This window comes from Streptomyces populi (assembly GCF_002911015.1).
Taxonomy (GTDB): Bacteria; Actinomycetota; Actinomycetes; order Streptomycetales; family Streptomycetaceae; genus Streptomyces; species Streptomyces populi.
Window position 1 is genome coordinate 1 of the sequence record NZ_KZ626854.1, and the last position, 20866, is coordinate 20866.

The following is a 20866-nucleotide window of genomic DNA, read 5'->3' on the forward strand; positions in this document are numbered from 1 at the left end:
CGACGTCCCGGTCCGTAACGTGAAAGCGAACAAGCCCCACGGGGCTTCCCATGTTGTCTAGGCCCACTGTCAAGCATCACCTGGGACCAGAACGTCAAACATCACCTGGGACTAGACACCTGACAGAGGGCTGTTCGGGCGTCCACTGTCACTTTTACTGACAGCGTCTCGGTTCGGCGTGGGTACCGTCGTAGTGTCGAAGGGAACCCATGATGGCTGAACTGACCACAGGGCAGCGCGTAGCACGGGCGCGGCGCCGACTCGGCTGGGATCAAGCGCAGTTGGCGGCATCTGTCGACCGCTCCGTTAGCTGGGTCTCGAAGATCGAAACCGGTCGCCTTCCGCTCGATCGTATGAGCGTCCTCGGCCAGATCGCTGAGGTTCTCGGTGTTGAAGTCGTAGAGCTGACCGGACAGCCGTACCGTCACGAGACTGCGGAACTCGACTCCGGGCACGCTGCGATCCCCGGCCTTCGTCTCGCACTCCAACAGGCGACCATGCCTGGCGGCGCAGCGCTGATCGCCATGACCGACGTCCCGGCTCTTCCCGAGCTCACGTCACGGGTAGAGGCGGCCGAGAGGCTGAGGCAGGACGCGAAGTTCGCCGCTCTGGGTGATGTTCTCCCTCAGATCCTTCGTGATCTGGTCGTCCTGTGCGATGTGGCCGAGGGCGAAGACGTGCCGCGGGCCGAGTCGCTCATGCTGCGGGCGAGCCACATGGCGCGGGTGTCGTCCAATCTCCTTGGGCACCATGACCTCGGATGGAGCGCCGTTCAGCGTGAGCTGGTGGCGGCTGAGCGGGCAGAGTCCCCGATCCTCCGGGCTGCGGCTCGGTGGGACCTGTGCGGGCTCTGGCTGCATGAAGGAGAGCTGGGCGCGGCGCGCGACATGGCCCGGCAGGCTCTCGACGACCTCGAACCTCACATGGGTACGGCCGATCAGACGCTGCGCGCACTATGGGGCGCGATGCACCTTCGGGCCGCTGTCGCGTGGTCCCGGCTCTGGGATCGCCCGGAGGCAGAGTCCCATCTGGCTGAGGCTCGCCAGGCAGCCGCCGGCGTACCGGAGGACGGAAACGCGTTCCAGACTCAGTTCAATGCGGTCAATGCCGAGATCCACTCGGTGGAAGTGAGCCTGGAACTGGGTCACCCCCGCGACGTGCTCTCGCGTGCCGAGCTGGTCAACGTCGGGCGTATCGCGTCGGGGGAGCGGCAGTCGCACTTCTGGGTCTGCACTGCTGTCGGCCAGATGATGAACGGCAAGTCGGCTCCGGCGGCTGACGCGATCCTGCGGGCTGACGCGATCGCCCCTCAGCACGTACGCAACAGGCCGATTGCCCGGAACCTCGTGGACGATCTGAGGTCGACGGACAAGCACGCGCACACGGCGGAGATCAGGCGTCTCGCCGCGAGTATGAAACTGGGCTGACTGACAGGGGGAAGGCCGCCGTGAGGGTCGCGGACAGGGCGCGATTATTAGTGGAGCTGCACGAGATCCGGAAGAAGCTCGCCGAAGCCGCCCAGCGGGTCGAGCGGCTGTCTTCCTCGGTCAAGGACGTTCGCGAACCTGGGTCTCAAGGCGGTCAAGCCGCGAGTTGATCAGCTCCAGGGCGGCCTTGATCTCGCCGAGTTCATCGGCCATGGTGCTGGCCTCTTCCGCCGAGTCCGCGAAAACTGGATCACTGGCCACGAAGGTTCCGCGACCTTGCTGGCTCACGATGAGCTGTTCGCGTCGCAGGATGTCGAGCGCGTGGCGGATGGTCATCGGCGCAACGCCATAGCGTTCAGCCATCTTGGCGTTCCCGTCGAGCCGCTGGCCGGCCTTGAGAGCTCCGGAGGCAATCCTCCTTCGGAGGTCGTCGGCTACCTGCTCGTAGGCGCTACGCGGATCATCCTGGCTCACCGTCACCTCCCCAGGTTACCTAAGTGACCTAAAGAAATCTGCCCCAGGGCCTTGCGCATCAACTTGGACCAACTAATCTAGGTAACACAAGAGAAGCTAGATGAGTAGCCAACGATGCCGGGGCGGCGCTCCTACCGCCAAGCAGATTCGCCGCCCCGGTTCCCACCAAAGGGAGCTTCCATCATGCCGTCCACTCCTCTCCGCGTGCACGTCTCACGTCAGCGAGCTTGCCCGGCCTGCGGTGACGTGAAGTGCGCCAACCCGGCGCAGTGCCTGTACTTCCTGACGTCTCGTCCGTGGGGCGACTGCCTCAAGTGCGGGGGCTCCGGCTGGGCGAGCGAGGACTCCGACCCGCTGGAGATCTTCTGCCGCCACTGCCTCGGCTCCGGCCTCGACGAGTACCGGCCCGGCGACATCAGCCCCGATCAGATCAGCGACGCCGCGAAGATGCGGCACGCCGCCCACATCGCCCGCTTGACCACCCTCGTGACCCGGTTCCCGGCCCGGCGTCTGGCGGTGACGGCATGAGCATGCTCGCGTCCTGCCCCGACCTGGTCGACGTCGTCTCGCCCACCTGCCCCGGCTGCGAGGCGCACGCCCCGCACTGGCGCTGGGTTCGCGCCGATGGCCTGCGCATCCTCACTCACGACGGTGACCTGATCTGCCCGAAGGACCACACCTTCGGCTACGCCCCCGCCCCGGCTCCGCTGGTGGTGGCCGCATGAGCCGCAGGAAGGACAAGGCGAACCCGACCCCGCAGTCCCCTGGATTACGGATCTACGCCCCGTCGGCCGACGAACGCGCACCCGGCTACCCGACCTCGCCCAGCCACCTGGAGACCTCGAATAACGTCCCCCAGACCCTCGGCGACACCCCTCGCGCCTCCTACGCCTGCCACTGCGGCAAGACCGCTGAAGCCTCCGGCGTGCGGGGAGTGCAGGAGGTCGTCAAGGGCTGGAACGACCACGGCCGTGCCTGCCCGGACAAGACCGACCGTCCCTGGGAACGCAACGGCATGCCGCTGCCCCCGCGCCAGAACGGGGGCCGGTGATGGGCCTGCTCGACTGGCGCGACCGGCGCCACTTCGATCAGTCGCAGGACGGCGCCCGCCCCTGCATGCAGTGCCAGGTGACGACTCCGATGCGCTCCCACTCCGGTGAACCGGTCCACAAGGTATGCGCGGAGGACTGGAACGACTCCCACCCCGACGCCCCGCGCTACGAGCACGACGGCCGCGACCTGGGCACCACCCGCTACCACTCCGACCCGCCCATCAAGCACAGGAAGGGCAGCGCGTGACCGACTTCCCCGTATCCCCGGCTGAGGTGGCCCCCCAGGCTGCCTCGGTCGGGGTCGGCCCACTGACCCTCGCGGATCTGCTGCGGGTCGCCAACGCGCCCGGCTTCGACCGTTGGCAAGAACAGATCAAACGCACCGGCGGCTGCGCGCACCCGATCCGGCTCCAGGGCCAGACCGTCACCCGCGACCGCGCGACCGGCGACGTCCTGTACTCCTACAGCACCGAGAACGAGCCCGGCGGCATGCTCCGGGTCGCCTGCGGCAACCGGCGGGCCTCGCGCTGCCCGGCCTGCGCCTGGACCTACGCGGGGGACACCTACCACCTGATCCGGGCCGGGATCACGGGCGACGTGAACAAGGGCGTCCCGGCCGTGGTCCAGGATCACCCCCGGGTCTTCGCCACGCTCACCGCCCCCTCGTTCGGGCCCGTGCACAACCGGCCCGATGCCGGGTGCTGCCGCTGCGGGAGCTCCCACGCGGAGAGTGATCCGGCGTTGGGGACGGCGCTCGATCCGGGCCGCTACGACTACGCCGGGGCGGTGCTGTTCAACAACTTCGCAGGCGACCTGTGGCGCCGCTTCACGATCTACCTGCGCCGGGAGATCGCCGCCCGCGCCGGGCTGTCTCAGACGGCCATGACGGAGGTGTGCCGGGTCTCCTTCGGCAAGGTCGCCGAGTTCCAAAAGCGCGGCTCGGTGCACTTCCACGCGGTGGTGCGCCTGGACGGTCCCGATGGGCCCGACGCGACTCCGCCGGCCTGGGCGACGGTCGCTCTCCTGGACGATGCGATCAAGGCGGCTGCCGGGCGGGTCTTCGTGCCCGTGGCCGCCTCCGGGGACTTCCCGGCCCGCACGTTGCGCTGGGGCTCTCAGGTCGACGTACAGCCGATCGGCGCCCTGGGGCACGAGGAGCTGACCGAACAGGCGGTCGCCTCGTACGTGGCCAAGTACGCCACCAAGGCGGCCGAGACCACCGGCACCGTGGATCAACGGATCGGGGAGCTCTCCGAGCTCGACAAGCTGCCGCTGCCCGCGCACACCCGGCGCCTGATCGAAGCCTGCTGGGACCTCGACGGGGCCTACCCGGAACGGATGCTGGCGCGCTGGGCCCACATGCTCGGCTTCCGCGGTCACTTCTCCACCAAGTCCCGCCGCTACTCCACCACCCTCGGCGCACTGCGCCAGGTCCGCGCCGACTACCGAGCCCGGCAAGAACGCCGCGAACGCGGACTCTCCGAAGACCTCGACGACTCGGAGGGCTCCACGCTCGTGCTCGCCCACTGGATTTATGCCGGACAGGGCCACACGCCGGGAGAGTCCTGGCTGGCCGCATCGATCGCAAAGGAGATCCAACTGAACCGAGAGACCGCACGCGACGCGCTGGCCGACGTGCTGGCCATTGAGGCTGAGGGGGAGTGGTGACCATGGATCGGCTCTTGGACGTTCAGGAGGTCGCCGAAGTGCTTGGGACGGGTGTCCGCTTTCCCCGGCGCCTGATCGAGGAACGCCGGATCACCTTCGTGAAGGTTGGTCGGCACGTTCGTATCCCGCAGAGCGCTCTAGACGAGTATGTCGCCGCGAACACGGTGCATCGTGTGGTCCGTCGGCTGAGGGCGGTGGCCTGATGCCCAACAGCCGTGGTCGGCGTCGGCGCTTCGGCGCGGTTCGGCAACTGAAGTCCGGTCGCTGGCAAGCTCGGTACCGTGATCCGGCAACCGGTCTCCTGCGGTCCGCGCCGCACACCTTCGGGACGAAGACGGACGCTGATCTGTGGCTCACCACCACTGAGGCAGAGATCATCAAAGGCACGTTCCGTGATCCGAGCGCAGGGAAGATCACCGTTGCAGAGTGGGGCAAGCGGTGGTTCGACTCGGCTTCCCCGCACCTCAAGCGGCGGACCGTGACGCTCTATGCCGGACTGATCCGGCTGTGGATTGATCCTCGGGTCGGTGGCTATGAGCTGTCGGCGGTGCGTCCGATCCACATCAAGGAGTGGCTGGCCGGACTTCAGAAAGCCGGGTTGAGTGCCTCGCGTACGCGAACCGCCTACCGGGTGCTGTCTCAGATCTTCGCGTCGGCTGTCGACAACGACCTGATCGCGGTCACGCCCTGCCGGGGGATCAAGCTCCCGCGTCTGCCCGAGACCGAGCCGCACATCCTGAGCACGCGCGAAGTCGAGCGCTTGATCTCGAACCTCAACCGGCCGCATGACCTGCTGGTCAAGCTCCTCGCGTACGCCGGGCTTCGGATCGGTGAGGGGTTCGCCCTGCGGCGGAAGGACGTGGACCTGGTCAACGGTTTGATCTGGGTGGATGAGGCGTTGGCGGAGGTTGCCGGGCAACTGTTCTTCGACACCCCAAAGTCGCACCAGAAGCGGCCGTTGACGCTGCCCGCGTACCTCGTCGGGGAGCTCCGGGAACACCTCACGTCGCACGTGGCGGACGATCCGGAAGCGCTACTGTTTCTCGGTCGCACCGGCCGCCCGCTTCGGTACAACTCATGGCGCCGGACGCACTTCGACAAGGCCGTGAGTCGCGCCGGCCTCGAAGACGTCACCCCGCAGGACCTCCGAGCGACGCACGCTTCCCAGGTGGCCGACCGGCACGGCGTCATGGCTGCGGCCAAGAGGTTGGGCCACGCCAACGCGAGCGTCACCACGCGGCACTACGCGCGGTCGCGTGATGGTCAGGACGCGGAGATCGCAAAGGGACTCAACGCCGACCACGAGCGGGCCAAGCGTGCTCGTGCCAGGAAGGCCAAGCGGGGGAAGGGCGACGTGGCACGGACGTTGCACGAAGAGACGGGCGCCGCTTCCGAGTCTGACGATCACGGCGGATGACCTGCACAGACGGTCCGCTGAACCTGATCGTTCGCCGGAGTCTGTAAATCTGCCGGCTTCGCCTTCCCAGGTTCGAATCCTGGCGCCGCCACATGAAGGTAAACCCCCTCCGATCTGCGGAAACGTAGATCGGAGGGGGTTTCTTCCTGTTTGGGGCGTTATGGGCGGGGTGCGGGCGTGTCTCGCCTCGTACCGCCGTGCCTCGCCGTGTCTCGTAATACCCCGCCGTTGACCGGCGTGCGCCCCCCGGCGTCCCCCGGGGAGAGCGTGATCACTCCGGATCGTTCCGTCCCTGGGGCGAGCCGGAACGGCACTCGGGCGTGCCGGGGGCCGCGGGGGTGGTGGGTCAGCGGTGAGGCCGTCTCCGCCTCGCTCCGCGGGTTCCTTCGATCCTTCGCCCGCACCTTCCCGTGGCCGGCTCGCGTGGCGGTCGCCGTGGTCGTGCGCCGGAGCCGGGCCGGGTGGACGGAGTGGGGCATGAACGCGACGGATAGGCTGCCGCCTCTTGCAACGGCATGCTCCTGAAGAGGTGTGAATGAAGACAGGCAGACGAACCGTCGCGGTGGCCACGTTCGTGGGAGCGTTGGGGTTCTCGGTGCTGAACGTGCCGGTGGCCCGGGCGGCGGACACCGGTATCACCGTGTCGAGCATCGTCATCAACCACGGCAAGCCGATCGTCGTCGGCACGTCGAAGGAAGTGGAGCCGCCCATCAGTTTCAATATCGCGCTGCCTTCCGGGTACAGCACCGCCGACCCCTCGCGCTACGACGCGTACCCCTTCCTCTACCGCGGCGGCATCGATACGGCGGCCGACACCGGGGAGAACTTCATCCAGCCGGGCAGCTACACCTGCTACGAGATCGACTCCAGGCACGCCCGCTGCGAGGGCAACCTCTACATCGACCCGCACCCGAGCCAGGAGCACGTCGACTCCAACAGCGACGCCACGACCTGGAAGGTCGGCGTCTCGCTGCGGCTGTGGAAGGCCGACGGCGGCCTCAAGACCGGGGAACGGGAGACGCGGTCCACGACCGCCCAGCTCAAGCGCGCGGCCAAGGCGACCACCGACGCCTCGCCGGAGCCGGTCACCAAGGGCAGGACGATCACTGTCACGGGCAAGGTGACCCGGGCGAACTGGAGCACGAAGAAGTACGACGCCTACAGCGGCCGTACGGTCAGCCTCCAGTTCCGGGCCAAGGGTGCCGACACCTTCAAGACGGTCAAGAAGGCCACCACCAGCGGCACCGGGAGCCTGAAGGCCACGGTCACCGCCACGGTCGACGGCTCCTACCGCTGGGTGTACTACGGCAACTCGACGACCGGCGCCGCCACCAGCGCGGCCGACTACGTCGACGTGCGCTGACGCCTCGGGCGCAGGGCCGGGATCTCGCCACCCCCGGCCCTGGCCGGCGTGCCCCCGCCGGGCCGCGCGGCCCGTGTTCCGCCACGACGGCCAGCTCGGCGGCGGTCGGTGGGCCGCCCGCCGAGGCCGAGCCGGCGGCCGGAAATTCCAGGCCGAAAATCGCTGGTTCCGGATTGGAAGATGTCGGCTGGTTTTCGTCCGTGATCAAGGCCTCCGAATGCCCTCGTCCGTGAACGGGTAAATTGGGAATCACGCACGACGTCGTCCGTGCGGGTACCGAAGGAGGGTCATGTTCGGGGGAATGGCGGGTTTCATCGCGGTCGGAATAGCGATCGCGGCCTGCGTGGCCGGTGACAGGGCCACGAAGAAGCGGAAGAGAGAATTCCGGGACAGGTACGGATCCTTCGAAGGGTTCCGCGGCCAGGTCGACACGGAACGCATCCAGGGGGTCCGCAGGCAGAGCGGTGACGTCGCCGCCATCAAGGCGGTTCGTGAGGAGCACCCCTGCGTCTCGCTCGTGACGGCGAAGCGCTACGTGGATGAACTGCCTGTCTGAGGGAAGGGATTCGCGGCGGGGCTGACTTCGGTCCCGGTCCCGGTCCCGGTCTCGGTGCCGATGGCGGTGTCGGCGATCGGCCCGGCCGACCGGCGTGACACCGGCCCGGAGGGTGAGCGGTCCAGGGCGGCATGCGCTTTCCGATTCCGTCGGCCACGGCAGGGCCGGTGCTTGTTCCGGCCGGTGTTCAGTGACCGCCCTGAGCCGGTATCTCTCGCGCGGCCGCCCCGGATTCCGGGGCGGCCGCGCGTCGTTCCATTCCGTTCCGCTCTGTTTTCGTGCGGCGAATTCACCGGGCGGGAAACGCCTCACCCGGTGGTGGCCGGATCAATGCGGTGAATCGCTTCTCGCCGTCGGCCCGTCCGTCGGCGCCCGTCCGGAAATCCCGTGAAGGGCGGAGCCTTCCGGCCGACGCGGGCCATCGGCCGGGCCGCCGAGGGCGCCGGGTGGCGGCAGACAGCGACAGGCGGCGACACGCGGGGGACAGGATCCCGGGCCCGCGGGGCACACTGATCCCATGTCATCGCGTCGCAGGAACTGTCCCGAGTGCCGTCGGGAGATCGCCGTCGTCGCGGGGCGGTTCGCCCGGCACGATCCCCCCGGCGCGCGAGGGAGCGCGCGGGGGAGCGGGGAACTGGTCTCGTGTTCCGGTTCGCGCCGGGAGGCGTTCATCGGGGCGGCGCAGCCCACGCTGGACGGGTACACCGTCCCCGAGTTCCCCGGTCAGCTCCCGCTCTTCTGACTCTTCTGAACCGGGCCAGGGAGGGATCGTCCAGGGACGGATCGGCCAAGAGCGAACCGGCTAGTTGCCCGCCACCGACTTCACCGCGACCGAGATCGGTGTCGAGCCGCTGATGGCTTCCAGGGTCAGACCGGTCGTCGCCGGAGTGTCGACCAGTTCCGCGAGGATCGCGGCGACGTCGTCACGGGGGATCATGCCGCGGCCGGTCGAGGCCTCCAGGCGTACGAGGCCGGTCCCGGCGTCGTCGATCAGGCTGCCGGGGCGCAGGATCGTCCAGTCCAGGTTCGTGCGACCGCGCACGTACTCGTCGGCCTCGCCCTTGGCGCGCAGGTACGCGTCGAAGATGTCGTCGCCCGGGTGGGCCGGGTCCGCGCCCATCGAGGAGACGACCACGTGCCGGCGTACGCCGGCACGCTCGGCGGCGTCCGCGAACAGGATCGCGGCACCCTTGTCCACCGTCTGCTTGCGGTCCGCACCGCTGCCCGGCCCCGCGCCCGCCGCGAAGACGGCCGCGTCCGCGCCCTGCAGATGCGCGGCCACCTCCTCCACCGACGCCGACTCCAGATCGCACAGGACCGGCTCGGCACCGGCCGCCCGCAGATCGTCCCCCTGTTCGGCACGGCGGATGATCCCCGCGACCTCGTCCCCGCGCGCGGAGAGCAGCCGCTCCAGCCGCAGCGCGATCTGACCATGACCACCAGCGATGACAATGCGCATGTCTCCGACCGTACGCCCGGACGACCGCGTTCGCGCGCAACCTTGTGGGTGACTCGTGAGTCACATGGGTGATCACTGTGAACGCGTGGGTGATCGCCGGGAGAACTTGCCGGAACGAGTGAACACGCGAACGAGGGAACGCCGTGCGGGTCCGTACGGCGTCGTGGAGGAGATCACCATCACTGCCATACGCAAGACAGCCACCGCGGTCGGCTGCACCGCTGTCCTCCTCACCGCGGCGGCCGCCTGCGGCACGGTCCAGAACCTCACGGCCGGGCAGAAGGTGGACCACGCCGTGGACCGCCTCGGCGAACAGAAGTCGCTCGCTTTCCAGTTGGACCTGGACGCCGACGCGGACGCGATCAAAGCCCTTGCGAGCGAGGACGATTCCAGCGAACCGCTGCCGCCGGAGGCCGCGAAGTTCCTCAGCACGCTGAGTGTCGACGTCTCCGTCAAGTCGAGGAAGAAGCTGGCGGATTCCGGCCAGAAGGACCTCATCGGGACGAGCGTCAAGATCAAGGGGACCGGCAGCGTCCTGGCCGAGTACCGGGTCGTCGGCGATTTCATGTACTACCGCAGCGACATGAAGGCCATCGGTGAGGCGATGGGCGTCCCCATGCCGTCGGCCGACGATCTCCCCCCGGGCCAGAAGCAGTTCAAGAAGATCCTCGAAGGCGACTGGGTGAAGGTCAACGCCAAGGAGTTGGAGCGGAAGTCCGCCGGGGGCGCTTCGAAGGGGGCCGCCGGTTCCGGGGACGTCGACGCGAAGACCCAGAAGAAGGCTCTCGACGCCGTACGGACCGTCATCGGCCGTGAGGTCAAGTTCCGGACCAAGGGCGGCTCCGACGGGGTCGAGCACGTCATCGCCACGGGCAACTTCCGTGACCTGCTCACCGGTGTCTTCGACAAGCTCCGTCCGCTGCAGGAGGACCTCCCGGCGGGCGCGGAGTTCCCCACCGCCAAGGAACTCAAGGACGCGCCGGACAAGAAGGTCGCCGTGGACTTCACCCTGAAGAACGGCGACCTCCGGCAGATCAGGACGGACCTGGCCGTCCTCTCCGACGGCCCGCAGAAGGTCAAGCTGCCCCTCGTCCTGAAGTTCTCCGAGGCGGGTGACGTCAGCGCGCCGTCCGGAGCCACCGAGTTCCCCGTGGACGAGGTTCCCGGGGGCAGCCCGCTGAGTCGTGCGTTCATGGGCAGCGGGTTCTAGACCGCCGACGTCGACCGCCGACGTCGACCGCCGACGTCGACCGCGGACGTCGATCTCGGCAGCCGCCCGCGGGACGACGCGGCGCGCTGGGCTGCCCCGGTCGCCTTCACGCGCGCGTGGAACGCTTTCGCCTCACGCGCGCGTGGCCGCCGGGTGTCCGCCCCGGCTAGGACGGCTCTTCCCGTCCCTGCCGGGGCAGTTCCAGCCCGGACTCGGCCGCCGAGTCGCAGTACTCCCGCACCGCGCTGGTCCGCGCCACCACGCGCCCGCGGTGGATCACGACCCGGCTGTACGCGAGGGACAGGACCCCCGAGAGCCGGTCCCCGCGTACGGCGAGCAACTCGGCCGGGAATCCCGCCTCCACGCGCACCTCGGGCAGCCCGAGGGCGGCTCTGGCGGTGCGGCTCACCATGTCGTACGCGTCCTCGGGGCGCAGTCCGCACCGGGAGGCCAGCAGGTAGGCGGCCTCCAAGGGGTCCCCGCGTCCCACCGGGTTGGACACGTCGCGCAGGGCACCGCTGCCCGCCGTGACCCGTACCCCGGCCGCCCGCAACAGCCGTACGGGAGCGGTGCCGCGCCGGTCGGCCGAACCACAGCCGCCCTGCGGAAGGCACACCACCGTCACCCCGGCCGCGGCGAGCCGGTCCGCGGTGCGGGAGGCCACCTCGGAGGGCAGCCGTCCGAGGCCGCCGCACGGGCCGAGGATCACCCCCGGCCGCAGCCCGCCCGCCATGGCGGCGAGCCGGGCGAGCCGGGCGGGATCGGCGGCGTCCGTGTGCAGATCGACCGGACAGCCGTGTTCGGAGGCGAGTTCCAGGACGGCCTCGACGTACCCGGTCGGATCGGGGTCCGCGTCCGGGCAGCCGCCCACCACGGAAGCGCCCATCTTCAGGGCGTCCCGCAGCATCGCGAGCCCGTCGGCACCGGCCGCGCCGGTCAGCACCCGGGGCATCGCCACCGTCGCCAGTTCGGCGAGCCCCCGCAGGGACCGCCGCGCCTCGAGCACCGCGGTCAGCGAGTCCAGTCCCTGCACGTCACCGACGCGCACATGGGACCGCAAAGCCGTGGCGCCGTGACCGAGTTGGAGCAGTGCCGCCTCTGTGGCCCGGCGCTGGACCGCCCGGTCGTCGTACGCGAGAGGTCCGTGGCCGTCGGCCGTCAGGGCCGTGTCGCCGTGTGCGTGGACCTCGGCCGGGGCCGGCAGGAGGAGGTAGCCGTCGAGGTCCACCTTCGCGGCGCGAGCCCCCGAGGCACCCGCCGCCAGGCTTCCCGCGGTGCCGACCGCCTCGATACGGCCGCCGCCCAGCCGCACGTCCACGGTCCGGCCGTCGGTGAGGCGCGCCCCGCACAGCAGGAGAGCGGCCGTGTCGGTCTGTCCCGGGGCGGAATGACCCGAGGCGGAATGGGGCGGCTGCTGCTGGCTGTCGGGCATCGCACTCCTGTGGCTCGGGGGCGGCTGCGGGAGGGACGACTGCGGAGCGTGGGGACACAAGATCACGCAGCGTGAGTCGAGCCTAGGGCGGAGACCCGTCGACGTCAGGGAGGAGCGCAATAGTCGTACCGGCGTGGCCCGTCGACCGGCCAGAGGACGGCCGCCTTCGAGACCGACCCGGGGGGCGGCCGTCTCGCGACCGGTTCGGGCGGAAACCTCGTGGCCGACTCACGACCGGCTCACGACCGGCTCATGACGGCTCACGCCTGCTCACGGACGGCTCGTGCCCGGCTCACGGACGGTTCGTGGTCGGCGACCGCGTGACCGGTTCAGGGCCTGCCATGGCGCGGCCGGTGCGACCGTCCAGGACCAGCCTCGGGCCGACCGTCCAGGAGACCGGCTGTCCGGACCATCGCCCAGGGCCGACCGTCCAGGACCACCGCCCGGGGCCGACCGTCCAGGACCGACCACCCAGGACCGGCCGGCGCCCACCTGCCCGTCTCCGGCCCGCCCCGCTCGCGTACTCGTCTCCGGCCTCTCCCGCCCCGGCCGCGTCCCGCCCCGGCCGCTTCTGCGACCGGGTGGCCCCGGCTCAGGGAGCGACGGAGCCCGGCAGCCCCTCCCCGCAGGCCATGACCGCGCCCGGCCGCCTCCGAGCCGTCCGTGACCGCGCCCGGCCGCCCCGAGCAGGCCACGACCGCGCCGCGGTCGGCCGGAGAGCCGTCATCCCGTGTGCTCCAGGATCCCCGAGGGGCGGGCGAAGGCTTCCGGGAACACCCGGGGAAACGTCGGAGATCCGGCCGGGGCGGGGGCCGCGAAACGGATTTGGGCGATCGGCGGCGGACCGTGTAATGTCTTCATCGCTCGCCCCAATAGCTCAGTCGGCAGAGCGTCTCCATGGTAAGGAGAAGGTCTACGGTTCGATTCCGTATTGGGGCTCTGGTGTGAAAGGTTCCCGTCGCAAGACGGGGCCCGATCGCATCTCAGCGGTGTAGCTCAGTCGGTAGAGCAAGCGGCTCATAATCGCTGTGTCACCGGTTCAAGTCCGGTCACCGCTACAGACAGTAGCCGATTGTGGGGTCGGTCCTTCGATCGGCTACTCTTCTATGCGTTAATGTCCCATCCGTTCGTCAAGGAGCACTCCTGTGGCTGCCACCGACGTCCGCCCGAAGATCACGCTGGCCTGCGTGGAGTGCAAGGAGCGGAACTACATCACCAAGAAGAACCGGCGTAACAACCCGGACCGACTGGAGATGAAGAAGCACTGCCCGCGTTGCAACGCGCACACCGCGCACCGCGAAACGCGATAATTCAGGCTCGTACACGAGGCCGTCCCCCTCACGGGGGGCGGCCTCGCGTCGTTGTGGAACCGGTGCCCGGCGCGTATCCGGCGTCGTAGGCGAACTGGTGTCTTTCGAGCGAAGATGGGCCGTCCGGCCAGAACGGCCGGGCCCGCTGCGGCAGCCGTGACGACCGTCGTGATGAAGGCGGCCGGGACGGTGAAGACACTCGGCGTCGTGAGGACGCCAGGCGCAGCGAAGACAATCAGCGCAGCGAAGACAACCAGGAGGTGCCGAGCCCATGGCGCTCGACCAGTCCTTCGTGGGGCGGTCCTACCCGCCCACCGACCCCTACGAGGTCGGTCGGGAGAAGATCCGCGAGTTCGCGGAGGCCGTGGGGGACAGCAACCCTGTGTACACGGACCCCGAGGCCGCACGTGCTCTCGGTCACCCCGATGTGATCGCCCCGCCCACCTTTGTGTTCGCCATCACGTTCAAGGCCGCGGGCCAGGTCGTCCAGGACCCGCAACTGGGCCTCGACTACAGCCGCGTGGTGCACGGCGACCAGAAGTTCGCGTACACCCGCCCGGTGCGCGCGGGCGACCGGCTCACGGTCACCTCGACCATCGAGTCGATCAAGTCCCTCGCGGGCAACGACATCCTGGACGTCCGTGGCGAGGTCCACGACGAGGCGGGTGAGCACGTCGTGACGGCTGTCACGAAGCTCGTGGCCCGCGCGGCGGAGGTGGGCTGACATGGCGGCGAAGATCTCTTACGCGGACGTCGAGGTCGGCACCGAGCTGCCGGCCCAGACGTTCTCCGTGACGCGTGCCACGCTCGTGCAGTACGCGGGAGCCTCCGGGGACTTCAACCCGATCCACTGGAACGAGAAGTTCGCGGTCGAGGTGGGCCTTCCCGACGTCATCGCGCACGGCATGTTCACCATGGCCGAGGCGATCCGTGTGGTGACCGACTGGGCGGGCGACCCGGGTGCCGTCGTCGAGTACGGCGTCCGCTTCACCAAGCCCGTCGTCGTCCCGAACGACGACAAGGGTGCCACCGTCGAGGTCAGCGGCAAGGTGGCCGCCAAGCTCGACGACAACACCGTCCGCGTGGACCTCACGGCGACCAGCGCCGGACAGAAGGTGCTGGGCATGTCGCGAGCGGTCGTACGACTGGCCTGACCTCGGAGTCCGGAGGCGTCCGGGGCCACCGGGCGTCCGCGCTTCGGCTGCCGGGCGGCGATGCTTCGGCCGCCGGACAGTGATGTTTCGGTTGCCGGGCAGCGATGCTTCGGCCGTCCGGTAAGGGGCGCCCGTCCGTGACGGGCGCCCCTTACGCGTTTCCGGTCCCACTCGCCCTTGACTTAGTTAGTGATTGAGTACTAACTTTGTCGCATGGTCAGGATGAGTGCGGAGGAGAGGCGCGAGAGCGTCATCCGCGCGGCGATGAGCGAGTTCGCCCGCGGCGGCTACCACGGCACGTCCACCGAGGCGATCGCCCGGCGCGTGGGAGTCTCCCAGCCGTACCTCTTCAGGCTCTTCCCGGGCAAGAAGGCGATCTTCCTGGCCGCTGCCGAGCGCTGCATGGAGCTCGCCCGGCAGACCATGGTGGGGGCCGCCGAAGGGCTGGAGGGCGAGGAAGCCCTGCATGCCATGGCCAACGCCTACGTCAAGGTCATCTCGGAGCACCCGGAGCGGCTGCTCATGCAGATGCAGACGTACGTCGCGGTCGCGGCGGCCGAGGAGGAGGGCGATCACGAGTTCGGCGAGACGGTCCGGGCCGGCTGGATGCGACTCTGGGACGCCGTCCATGTGCCGCTCGGGGCCGACGCCGACGAGACGTCGACCTTCATGGCGTACGGAATGCTCATCAACTGCCTGGTGGCGATGGGGTTCCCGCCCGAGCACCGGGTCTGGGAAGGGCTCTACCCGTCGGCGCGGATCACGGGCCGGCTGGAGAAGTAGCGCGAGAGGAAAGGCGGAGTTCCGCGCCTTTTCATGTCCACAAAAGTTAGTCATCAATAACTAACGTCAATGGCGATCACATCACGCTCAGGGGGAGCGATGTCTCAGCGGACGACTCAGCGGACGACAAAGACAGCAGACGCGACACCGGAACCGGCCCCGCGCCGCGGTGGAGCCGGGTGGGCCCTCCTCATCACGAGCGTCGCCGGGTTCATGGCGGCCCTCGACAACCTCGTCGTCACCACCGCCCTGCCCTCCATCCGCGAGGATCTCGGGGGAGCCCTGAGCGACCTGGAATGGACCGTGAGCGCCTACACGCTCACCTTCGCCGTCCTGCTGATGTTCGGCGCGGCGCTCGGTGACCGGTTCGGCCGCCGCAGGCTCTTCATGGTCGGTCTGACCGTCTTCACCGGAGCCTCCGCCGCCGCGGCCATGGCCCCCGGCATCGACTCCCTGATCGCCGCCCGCGCGGTCCAGGGCGTCGGCGCGGCGATCATGATGCCGTTGACCCTGACCCTGCTGACGGCCGCGGTCCCCGCCGCCAAACGAGGGATGGCGTACGGGATCTGGGGCGCCGTCAACGGACTCGCGGTCGCCTCGGGCCCGCTCATCGGTGGCAGCCTCACCGAGCACGTCTCCTGGCACTGGATCTTCTGGCTGAACGTCCCGCTCGGTCTCGCGGTGCTCCCGCTCGCCCGGCTGCGCCTGTCCGAGTCGTTCGGAGCCGGTGCCCGGCTCGACCTCCCCGGCACCCTGCTCGCCAGCGGCGGCCTCTTCGGGATCGTCTACGGCCTGGTCCGCGGCCCCTCCGACGGCTGGACCAGCGGGCTCGTCCTGACCGGTCTGATCGCCGGCGGCGTCCTCCTCGCCGGCTTCGTCGTCCACGGCACCCGGGCGAAGAACCCGATGCTCCCGATGCGCCTCTTCCGCTCCCGCGCCTTCGCCGGGATCAACGCGGCCAGTCTGCTGATGTTCCTCGGGATGTTCGGCTCGATCTTCCTGCTCAGCCAGTACATGCAGGGCGTGCTCGGCTACTCGCCGACCGAGGCGGGGCTGCGAATGCTCCCCTGGACCGGCATGCCGATGCTCGTCGCGCCGATCGCGGGCATCCTGTCCGATCGCATCGGCGGGCGCCCGGTCGTCGCCGCAGGCCTCTTCCTCCAGGCCGTCGGCCTCGGCTACATGGCCGTCGTGGCCACCGCCCACGCCTCCTACGGCGCTCAGCTGCCCGCTCTGATCATCAGCGGTGTCGGCATGGCGCTGTACTTCGCCCCGGCCGCCAACCTGGTCATGTCCAGCGTCCGGCCGCAGGAGCAGGGCATCGCCTCGGGCGCCAACAACGCGCTGCGCGAGGTGGGCGGCGCGCTCGGTGTCGCGATCATGTCGTCGATCTTCGCCGCTCAGGGCGGATACGAGTCCGGCCAGGCCTTCGTCGACGGACTGCGGCCCGCGCTGGTCACCGGCTCGGCGGTCGTGGCCCTCGCCGGAATCGCCGCCCTGGCGATCCCGGCCGGGCGCCGCACCGCGGGGAACGCGGTGGACGCGGCCCAGTCCGGCTCCGCCGGGTCGGCCCCGGTGCTGGAGAGCGTCGGCCGCTGAACACCGGGCCCTCACGCGTACGGCCCCGTCCGGGCGGACGGGGCCGTACGCGTGCCGGTCCGGCGACCGCCACCCGCCCCTCCCGGCGACCCCGTCCCCCGGAACCCGTGCGACCCCGTGCGCCCGGAGCAGTCGGTGCCGTCTCGTAGTCTTGGGCCCGTGCAGGAACTCCACGATGCCCCGCTCGCCCCGCTGACCACCTTCCGGCTCGGCGGCCCGGCCGCCCGGCTGATCACCGCCACGACCGACGCCGAGGTGATCGCCGCCGTGCGCGAGGCCGACGACGCCGGTACGCCGCTGCTGCTCATCGGCGGCGGATCGAACCTCGTCATCGGCGACAAGGGCTTCGCCGGGACCGCCCTGCGCATCGCCACGAAGGGCTTCGACCTCGACGGTACGAGCCTGGAACTGGCCGCGGGCGAGGTGTGGACCGACGCGGTCGCGCGCTCCGTGGAGGCCGGGCTCGCCGGGATCGAGTGCCTCGCCGGCATCCCCGGGTCCGCCGGTGCGACGCCGATCCAGAACGTGGGCGCGTACGGCCAGGAGGTGTCGTCGACGATCACCGAGGTGGTCGCCTACGACCGCAGGACCCGCGAGACGGTCACCCTGACCAACGCCGAGTGCGAGTTCTCGTACCGTCACAGCCGCTTCAAGGCCGATCCCGAGCGCCATGTGGTGCTGCGGGTGCGCTTCGGCCTCGAGGACGCGCAGGGACTGTCGGCGCCGCTCAAGTACGCGGAGACGGCCCGTGCGCTCGGTGTGGAGCCCGGGGACCGCGTGCCCCTCGACGCCGCCCGCGAGACCGTCCTGAAGCTGCGTGCGGGGAAAGGCATGGTGCTCGACCCCGAGGACCACGACACCTGGTCGGCCGGCTCGTTCTTCACCAACCCGATCCTCACGGACGAGGCGTTCGCCGCGTTCCACGCGCGCGTGCGGGAGCGGCTCGGCGCCGACGCCGTGCCCCCGGCGTACGCGGCGGGCGAGGGCCACACCAAGACCTCCGCGGCCTGGCTCATCGACAAGGCCGGCTTCACCAAGGGCTACGGCACCGGCCCGGCCCGCATCTCCACCAAGCACACCCTCGCCCTGACCAACCGGGGCGCGGCGACCACCGAGGACCTTCTCGCACTGGCCCGCGAGGTCGTCGCGGGGGTCCACGATGCCTTCGGGATCACGCTCGTCAACGAGCCGGTGACGGTGAACGCGACCCTCTGAACGGCCTGCCGGGGTACCGGCCTACCGGTGCCCCGGTGCCCCGGTGCCCGGGCACTCCGGCGCCCTGCGCCGCGCCCCCACGGTGGGCGCCCGTCACCCACGCCCCCGCGCGCCCCCGTGCTCCCACGCACCGACGCGGCCGCGCGGGCGGTGCCCCCCTAATAGGCGATCCCCACCCCCTGCTTCACGGTCCCCGGATCGTCGATCATCGCCAGCATCGCGTGGGCCACGTCGGCGCGCGCGATGAAGCGGCCCCGGGGCGGGGAGCCTCCGACGACCGTGCGGTACGAGCCGGTCAGCGGCTTGTTCTGGAGCCGGGGCGGCCGGACCGCGGTCCAGTCCGTGGCACTGGCCGCCAGTGCGCCCTCCATCTCCCGCAGGTCGGCGTAGACGTCCTTCAGCAGCGCGGAGACCAGCCGCAGCATCGCGCGGTCCAGGAGCGCGTCGTCCTGTGCGGCGGGCCCGACCGGGGCCGCGCTGACGACCAGCAGCCGTCGTACCTGTTCCGCCTCCATGGCGGCCAGCACCGTACGGGTGAGCCGGGCCGCCACCCCGGCGTCCTTGCGGCTGCGCGCGCCGAGGCCGGACAGGACCGCGTCCCGGCCCGCGACGGCGGGGCGCAGCGGTCCCGGGTCGGTGAGATCCGCGCGGACGACCTCCAGGCCCGCGCCCGTGACGGTGAGCCGCGCGGGATCGCGGACGACCGCCGTGACCTGGTGACCCGTGCCCAGGGCCTGGCGGACGATCTCCTGGCCGATGCCTCCGGTGGCACCCAGAACGGTGAGTTTCATGACCTGCTCCGCAACGTATGAGAGGGGAGATGGGCTGGACGGAGGACGGGACGCCGCGACGGCCGTCCGTCCGACCGGCCCCCGTCCAGGTGGGTGAGTGTTCACTCACCCCTGCTCCTTCTAGGGTGGGTAAGTACTCACCCACTCGTCAACCCCAAGAGGAGTGGCCATGGAATCCTTGGGCCCCATGCAGCAGAAATCCGCCACGGAGACCACGCCGACCACGCCGACCGAGTCGTCGAAGCCGTCGAAGCCGGCCAGGATCCGCATCCTCGACGCGGCGCACGAGCTCATGCTCACCCTCGGCCTCTCCCGGACCACCACCAAGGAGATCGCCAGGGCGGCCGGCTGCTCCGAGGCGGCGCTCTACAAGTACTTCGCGAGCAAGGAGGAACTGTTCATCCGGGTCCTCCACGAGCGGCTGCCCCGGCTGGGCCCTCTCCTGGAGCGGCTGACGGCCGAGCCCCGGGAGCACTCCCTGGAGGAGAACCTCACGCAGATCGCCCGCCAGGCGGCCCTCTTCTACGAGCAGAGCTTCCCGATCGCCGCCTCGCTGTACGCGGACCCGCAGCTCAAGCGCCGCCACGACGAGGCCGTACGGGCCATGGGCGCGGGGCCGCACATGCCGATCCGGGGCGTCGCCGCCTATCTGCTGGCGGAGCAGCGGGCCGGGCGCGTCCAGCCGGACGCCGACACCTACGCGGCGGCCTCCCTGCTCCTCGGGGCCTGTGCGCAGCGGGCCTTCGCCTACGAGGCCACCGAGGAGGGTGCGCCGCCCCTGGACACCTTCGCCCCGACGCTGGCCCGCACCCTGCTGGCCGGGATCGCGCCCCGGGACACGGGTGCCGCGACCGCCGACGCGGGATAGGTCGGCCGGAGCGGCCGGAGCGGCCGGAGCGGTCGGACCGGACAGGTGGGCTCAGCCGGTCAGCCAGTCGTCGACGCCGGCCAGCAGTTTCGCGCGGACGTCCTCGGGCGCGGCCGAGGCGCGGACGGACTGCCGGGCCAGCTCGGCCAGCTCCTGGTCCGTGAAGGCGTGGTGGCGGCGGGCGATCTCGTACTGGGCGGCGAGCCGGGATCCGAAGAGCAGCGGGTCGTCGGCGCCGAGGGCCATCGGCACCCCGGCTTCGAACAGAGTTCGCAGGGGGACGTCGGTGTGCTTCTCGTAGACGCCCAGGGCCACGTTCGAGGCGGGGCAGACCTCGCAGGTCACCCCGCGGTCCGCGAGATGCTTCAGCAGCCGCGGGTCCTCGGCGGCGCGCACGCCGTGGCCGATCCGGGAGGCGTGCAGGTCGTCCAGGCAGTCGCGGACCGAGGCGGGCCCGGTCAGCTCGCCGCCGTGCGGGGCGGACAGCAGCCCGCCCTCGCGGGCGATGGCGAAGGCCCGGTCGAAGTCGCGCGCCATGCCCCGCCGCTCGTCGTTGGAGAGCCCGAAACCGACGATCCCCCGGTCCGCGTACCGCACGGCGAGCCGGGCCAGCGTGCGGGCGTCCAGGGGATGCTTCATCCGGTTGGCGGCCACCAGGACGCGCATTCCGAGCCCGGTGTCCCGCACGGCCGAGTCGACCGCGTCCAGGATGACCTCCAGGGCCGGGATCAGACCGCCCAGGCGCGGGGCGTACGACGTCGGGTCGACCTGGATCTCCAGCCAGCCGGAGCCGTCCTTCAGGTCCTCCTCGGCGGCCTCGCGCACCAGCCGCTGGATGTCCTCGGGCTCTCTCAGGCAGGACCGCGCGGCGTCGTACAGGCGCTGGAAGCGGAACCAGCCGCGTTCGTCGGTCGCCCGCAGCTTCGGCGGTTCCCCGCTGGTCAGAGCCTCGGTCAGCGCTTCTGGCAGCCGCACTCCGTACTTGTCGGCGAGCTCCAGCAGGGTCGTGGACCGCATCGACCCGGTGAAGTGCAGGTGCAGATGGGCCTTCGGAAGTTCACTCACATCACGTACGCGCTCCATCCCAG

The 20866-nt window shown here is 70.2% G+C and carries 24 protein-coding genes and 2 tRNA genes; 21 read left to right on the forward strand and 5 right to left on the reverse strand.

What is annotated here, in order from left to right; genetic code table 11:
* The first annotated feature begins 209 nt into the window (after positions 1-209).
* Positions 210-1427: a helix-turn-helix domain-containing protein gene (locus CW362_RS10535; RefSeq protein WP_103549136.1), complete on the forward strand. Its 1218-nt coding sequence runs from the start codon at positions 210-212 to the stop codon at positions 1425-1427.
* Between the two features lie 120 nt (positions 1428-1547).
* Here CW362_RS10535 and CW362_RS10540 read toward each other — a convergent pair whose 3' ends face one another.
* Positions 1548-1907 (reverse strand): GntR family transcriptional regulator, encoded by a 360-nt coding sequence (locus CW362_RS10540; protein ID WP_103549137.1) that lies wholly within the window; start codon positions 1905-1907, stop codon positions 1548-1550.
* A 177-nt stretch (positions 1908-2084) separates the two neighbouring features.
* On the opposite strand from CW362_RS10540, the gene CW362_RS10545 reads away from it, so the two are divergent.
* The 10 genes from CW362_RS10545 to CW362_RS10590 all read left to right on the forward strand — a co-directional run bounded on the left by CW362_RS10545 (position 2085) and on the right by CW362_RS10590 (position 8699).
* A complete protein-coding gene (locus CW362_RS10545) occupies positions 2085-2429 on the forward strand; it encodes a hypothetical protein (protein ID WP_162684038.1) in 345 nt (114 codons plus the stop codon).
* A complete protein-coding gene (locus CW362_RS10550) occupies positions 2426-2626 on the forward strand; it encodes a hypothetical protein (RefSeq protein WP_162684039.1) in 201 nt (66 codons plus the stop codon). The genes CW362_RS10545 and CW362_RS10550 overlap by 4 nt, the downstream gene beginning before the upstream one ends.
* Complete coding sequence (locus tag CW362_RS10555) at positions 2623-2952, forward strand: hypothetical protein (RefSeq protein WP_103549140.1); 330 nt, start codon at positions 2623-2625, stop codon at positions 2950-2952. The genes CW362_RS10550 and CW362_RS10555 overlap by 4 nt, the downstream gene beginning before the upstream one ends.
* On the forward strand, positions 2952-3200 hold the full coding sequence (locus CW362_RS10560) for a hypothetical protein (RefSeq protein WP_103549141.1): 249 nt from the start codon (positions 2952-2954) through the stop codon (positions 3198-3200). Before CW362_RS10555 ends, CW362_RS10560 begins: the two co-directional genes overlap by 1 nt.
* Before the next feature lie 26 nt (positions 3201-3226).
* Positions 3227-4621, forward strand: a complete 1395-nt coding sequence (repSA, locus tag CW362_RS10565) for a replication initiator protein RepSA (RefSeq protein WP_103549221.1) — start codon at positions 3227-3229, stop codon at positions 4619-4621.
* A 2-nt stretch (positions 4622-4623) separates the two neighbouring features.
* Positions 4624-4824, forward strand: coding sequence for an excisionase family DNA-binding protein (locus CW362_RS10570; RefSeq protein ID WP_103549142.1), 201 nt, complete (start codon positions 4624-4626; stop codon positions 4822-4824).
* Positions 4824-6038 (forward strand): tyrosine-type recombinase/integrase, encoded by a 1215-nt coding sequence (locus CW362_RS10575; RefSeq protein ID WP_103549143.1) that lies wholly within the window; start codon positions 4824-4826, stop codon positions 6036-6038. Before CW362_RS10570 ends, CW362_RS10575 begins: the two co-directional genes overlap by 1 nt.
* 535 nt (positions 6039-6573) lie before the next feature.
* Positions 6574-7401: a hypothetical protein gene (locus CW362_RS10580; RefSeq protein WP_103549144.1), complete on the forward strand. Its 828-nt coding sequence runs from the start codon at positions 6574-6576 to the stop codon at positions 7399-7401.
* Positions 7402-7690: 289 nt separating this feature from the next.
* A complete protein-coding gene (locus CW362_RS10585) occupies positions 7691-7957 on the forward strand; it encodes a hypothetical protein (RefSeq protein ID WP_240657741.1) in 267 nt (88 codons plus the stop codon).
* A 517-nt stretch (positions 7958-8474) separates the two neighbouring features.
* Positions 8475-8699: a hypothetical protein gene (locus CW362_RS10590; protein ID WP_103549146.1), complete on the forward strand. Its 225-nt coding sequence runs from the start codon at positions 8475-8477 to the stop codon at positions 8697-8699.
* 60 nt (positions 8700-8759) lie between these two features.
* On the opposite strand, the gene CW362_RS10595 is transcribed toward CW362_RS10590, so the two are convergent.
* Positions 8760-9416, reverse strand: coding sequence for an SDR family oxidoreductase (locus CW362_RS10595; protein ID WP_103549147.1), 657 nt, complete (start codon positions 9414-9416; stop codon positions 8760-8762).
* A 118-nt stretch (positions 9417-9534) separates the two neighbouring features.
* On the opposite strand from CW362_RS10595, the gene CW362_RS10600 reads away from it, so the two are divergent.
* Complete coding sequence (locus CW362_RS10600; protein ID WP_240657742.1) at positions 9535-10626, forward strand: hypothetical protein; 1092 nt, start codon at positions 9535-9537, stop codon at positions 10624-10626.
* A gap of 166 nt (positions 10627-10792) precedes the next feature.
* On the opposite strand, the gene CW362_RS10605 is transcribed toward CW362_RS10600, so the two are convergent.
* A complete protein-coding gene (locus tag CW362_RS10605; protein ID WP_103549149.1) occupies positions 10793-12058 on the reverse strand; it encodes an amidohydrolase family protein in 1266 nt (421 codons plus the stop codon).
* An 866-nt stretch (positions 12059-12924) separates the two neighbouring features.
* On the opposite strand from CW362_RS10605, the gene CW362_RS10610 reads away from it, so the two are divergent.
* The 8 genes from CW362_RS10610 (at position 12925) to CW362_RS10645 (ending at position 18119) form a co-directional block, all read left to right on the forward strand.
* Positions 12925-12997 (forward strand) — tRNA-Thr (locus CW362_RS10610).
* A gap of 46 nt (positions 12998-13043) precedes the next feature.
* A tRNA-Met gene (locus tag CW362_RS10615) sits at positions 13044-13116 on the forward strand.
* 87 nt (positions 13117-13203) lie between these two features.
* Positions 13204-13368 carry a 50S ribosomal protein L33 gene (rpmG, locus tag CW362_RS10620; protein WP_003948671.1) on the forward strand — a complete coding sequence of 55 codons (165 nt, stop codon included), beginning with the start codon at positions 13204-13206 and terminating at the stop codon, positions 13366-13368.
* Positions 13369-13639: 271 nt separating this feature from the next.
* On the forward strand, positions 13640-14092 hold the full coding sequence (locus tag CW362_RS10625) for a MaoC family dehydratase N-terminal domain-containing protein (RefSeq protein ID WP_103549150.1): 453 nt from the start codon (positions 13640-13642) through the stop codon (positions 14090-14092).
* Position 14093: 1 nt separating this feature from the next.
* Positions 14094-14522, forward strand: a complete 429-nt coding sequence (locus CW362_RS10630) for a MaoC family dehydratase (RefSeq protein ID WP_103549151.1) — start codon at positions 14094-14096, stop codon at positions 14520-14522.
* A gap of 213 nt (positions 14523-14735) precedes the next feature.
* Entirely contained in the window at positions 14736-15305 is a 570-nt protein-coding gene (locus CW362_RS10635; RefSeq protein ID WP_206300927.1) for a TetR/AcrR family transcriptional regulator, read from the forward strand.
* Positions 15306-15404: 99 nt separating this feature from the next.
* Complete coding sequence (locus tag CW362_RS10640) at positions 15405-16904, forward strand: DHA2 family efflux MFS transporter permease subunit (RefSeq protein WP_103549152.1); 1500 nt, start codon at positions 15405-15407, stop codon at positions 16902-16904.
* 159 nt (positions 16905-17063) lie between these two features.
* Positions 17064-18119: a UDP-N-acetylmuramate dehydrogenase gene (locus tag CW362_RS10645; RefSeq protein WP_206300928.1), complete on the forward strand. Its 1056-nt coding sequence runs from the start codon at positions 17064-17066 to the stop codon at positions 18117-18119.
* 158 nt (positions 18120-18277) lie between these two features.
* Here CW362_RS10645 and CW362_RS10650 read toward each other — a convergent pair whose 3' ends face one another.
* A complete protein-coding gene (locus CW362_RS10650; RefSeq protein ID WP_103549154.1) occupies positions 18278-18910 on the reverse strand; it encodes an NAD(P)-dependent oxidoreductase in 633 nt (210 codons plus the stop codon).
* A 187-nt stretch (positions 18911-19097) separates the two neighbouring features.
* Here CW362_RS10650 and CW362_RS10655 point away from each other — a divergent pair, with 187 nt between their 5' ends.
* Entirely contained in the window at positions 19098-19778 is a 681-nt protein-coding gene (locus CW362_RS10655; RefSeq protein ID WP_103549155.1) for a TetR/AcrR family transcriptional regulator, read from the forward strand.
* 51 nt (positions 19779-19829) lie between these two features.
* Here CW362_RS10655 and CW362_RS10660 read toward each other — a convergent pair whose 3' ends face one another.
* Positions 19830-20861 carry an adenosine deaminase gene (locus CW362_RS10660; RefSeq protein ID WP_103549156.1) on the reverse strand — a complete coding sequence of 344 codons (1032 nt, stop codon included), beginning with the start codon at positions 20859-20861 and terminating at the stop codon, positions 19830-19832.
* Positions 20862-20866: the final 5 nt, after the last annotated feature.

What these genes read in the sequence shown, in the direction of transcription:
- CW362_RS10535 (WP_103549136.1), top strand. Translation starts at nt 210, where the DNA reads ATGATGGCTGAACTGACCACAGGGCAGCGCGTAGCACGGGCGCGGCGC.
- CW362_RS10545 (WP_162684038.1), top strand. Translation starts at nt 2,085, where the DNA reads ATGCCGTCCACTCCTCTCCGCGTGCACGTCTCACGTCAGCGAGCTTGC.
- CW362_RS10550 (WP_162684039.1), top strand. Translation starts at nt 2,426, where the DNA reads ATGAGCATGCTCGCGTCCTGCCCCGACCTGGTCGACGTCGTCTCGCCC.
- CW362_RS10555 (WP_103549140.1), top strand. Translation starts at nt 2,623, where the DNA reads ATGAGCCGCAGGAAGGACAAGGCGAACCCGACCCCGCAGTCCCCTGGA.
- CW362_RS10560 (WP_103549141.1), top strand. Translation starts at nt 2,952, where the DNA reads ATGGGCCTGCTCGACTGGCGCGACCGGCGCCACTTCGATCAGTCGCAG.
- CW362_RS10570 (WP_103549142.1), top strand. Translation starts at nt 4,624, where the DNA reads ATGGATCGGCTCTTGGACGTTCAGGAGGTCGCCGAAGTGCTTGGGACG.
- CW362_RS10575 (WP_103549143.1), top strand. Translation starts at nt 4,824, where the DNA reads ATGCCCAACAGCCGTGGTCGGCGTCGGCGCTTCGGCGCGGTTCGGCAA.
- CW362_RS10580 (WP_103549144.1), top strand. Translation starts at nt 6,574, where the DNA reads ATGAAGACAGGCAGACGAACCGTCGCGGTGGCCACGTTCGTGGGAGCG.
- CW362_RS10585 (WP_240657741.1), top strand. Translation starts at nt 7,691, where the DNA reads ATGTTCGGGGGAATGGCGGGTTTCATCGCGGTCGGAATAGCGATCGCG.
- CW362_RS10590 (WP_103549146.1), top strand. Translation starts at nt 8,475, where the DNA reads ATGTCATCGCGTCGCAGGAACTGTCCCGAGTGCCGTCGGGAGATCGCC.
- CW362_RS10595 (WP_103549147.1), bottom strand. Translation starts at nt 9,416, where the DNA reads ATGCGCATTGTCATCGCTGGTGGTCATGGTCAGATCGCGCTGCGGCTG.
- CW362_RS10605 (WP_103549149.1), bottom strand. Translation starts at nt 12,058, where the DNA reads ATGCCCGACAGCCAGCAGCAGCCGCCCCATTCCGCCTCGGGTCATTCC.
- CW362_RS10625 (WP_103549150.1), top strand. Translation starts at nt 13,640, where the DNA reads ATGGCGCTCGACCAGTCCTTCGTGGGGCGGTCCTACCCGCCCACCGAC.
- CW362_RS10630 (WP_103549151.1), top strand. Translation starts at nt 14,094, where the DNA reads ATGGCGGCGAAGATCTCTTACGCGGACGTCGAGGTCGGCACCGAGCTG.
- CW362_RS10635 (WP_206300927.1), top strand. Translation starts at nt 14,736, where the DNA reads ATGGTCAGGATGAGTGCGGAGGAGAGGCGCGAGAGCGTCATCCGCGCG.
- CW362_RS10640 (WP_103549152.1), top strand. Translation starts at nt 15,405, where the DNA reads ATGTCTCAGCGGACGACTCAGCGGACGACAAAGACAGCAGACGCGACA.
- CW362_RS10650 (WP_103549154.1), bottom strand. Translation starts at nt 18,910, where the DNA reads ATGAAACTCACCGTTCTGGGTGCCACCGGAGGCATCGGCCAGGAGATC.
- CW362_RS10655 (WP_103549155.1), top strand. Translation starts at nt 19,098, where the DNA reads ATGCAGCAGAAATCCGCCACGGAGACCACGCCGACCACGCCGACCGAG.
- CW362_RS10660 (WP_103549156.1), bottom strand. Translation starts at nt 20,861, where the DNA reads ATGGAGCGCGTACGTGATGTGAGTGAACTTCCGAAGGCCCATCTGCAC.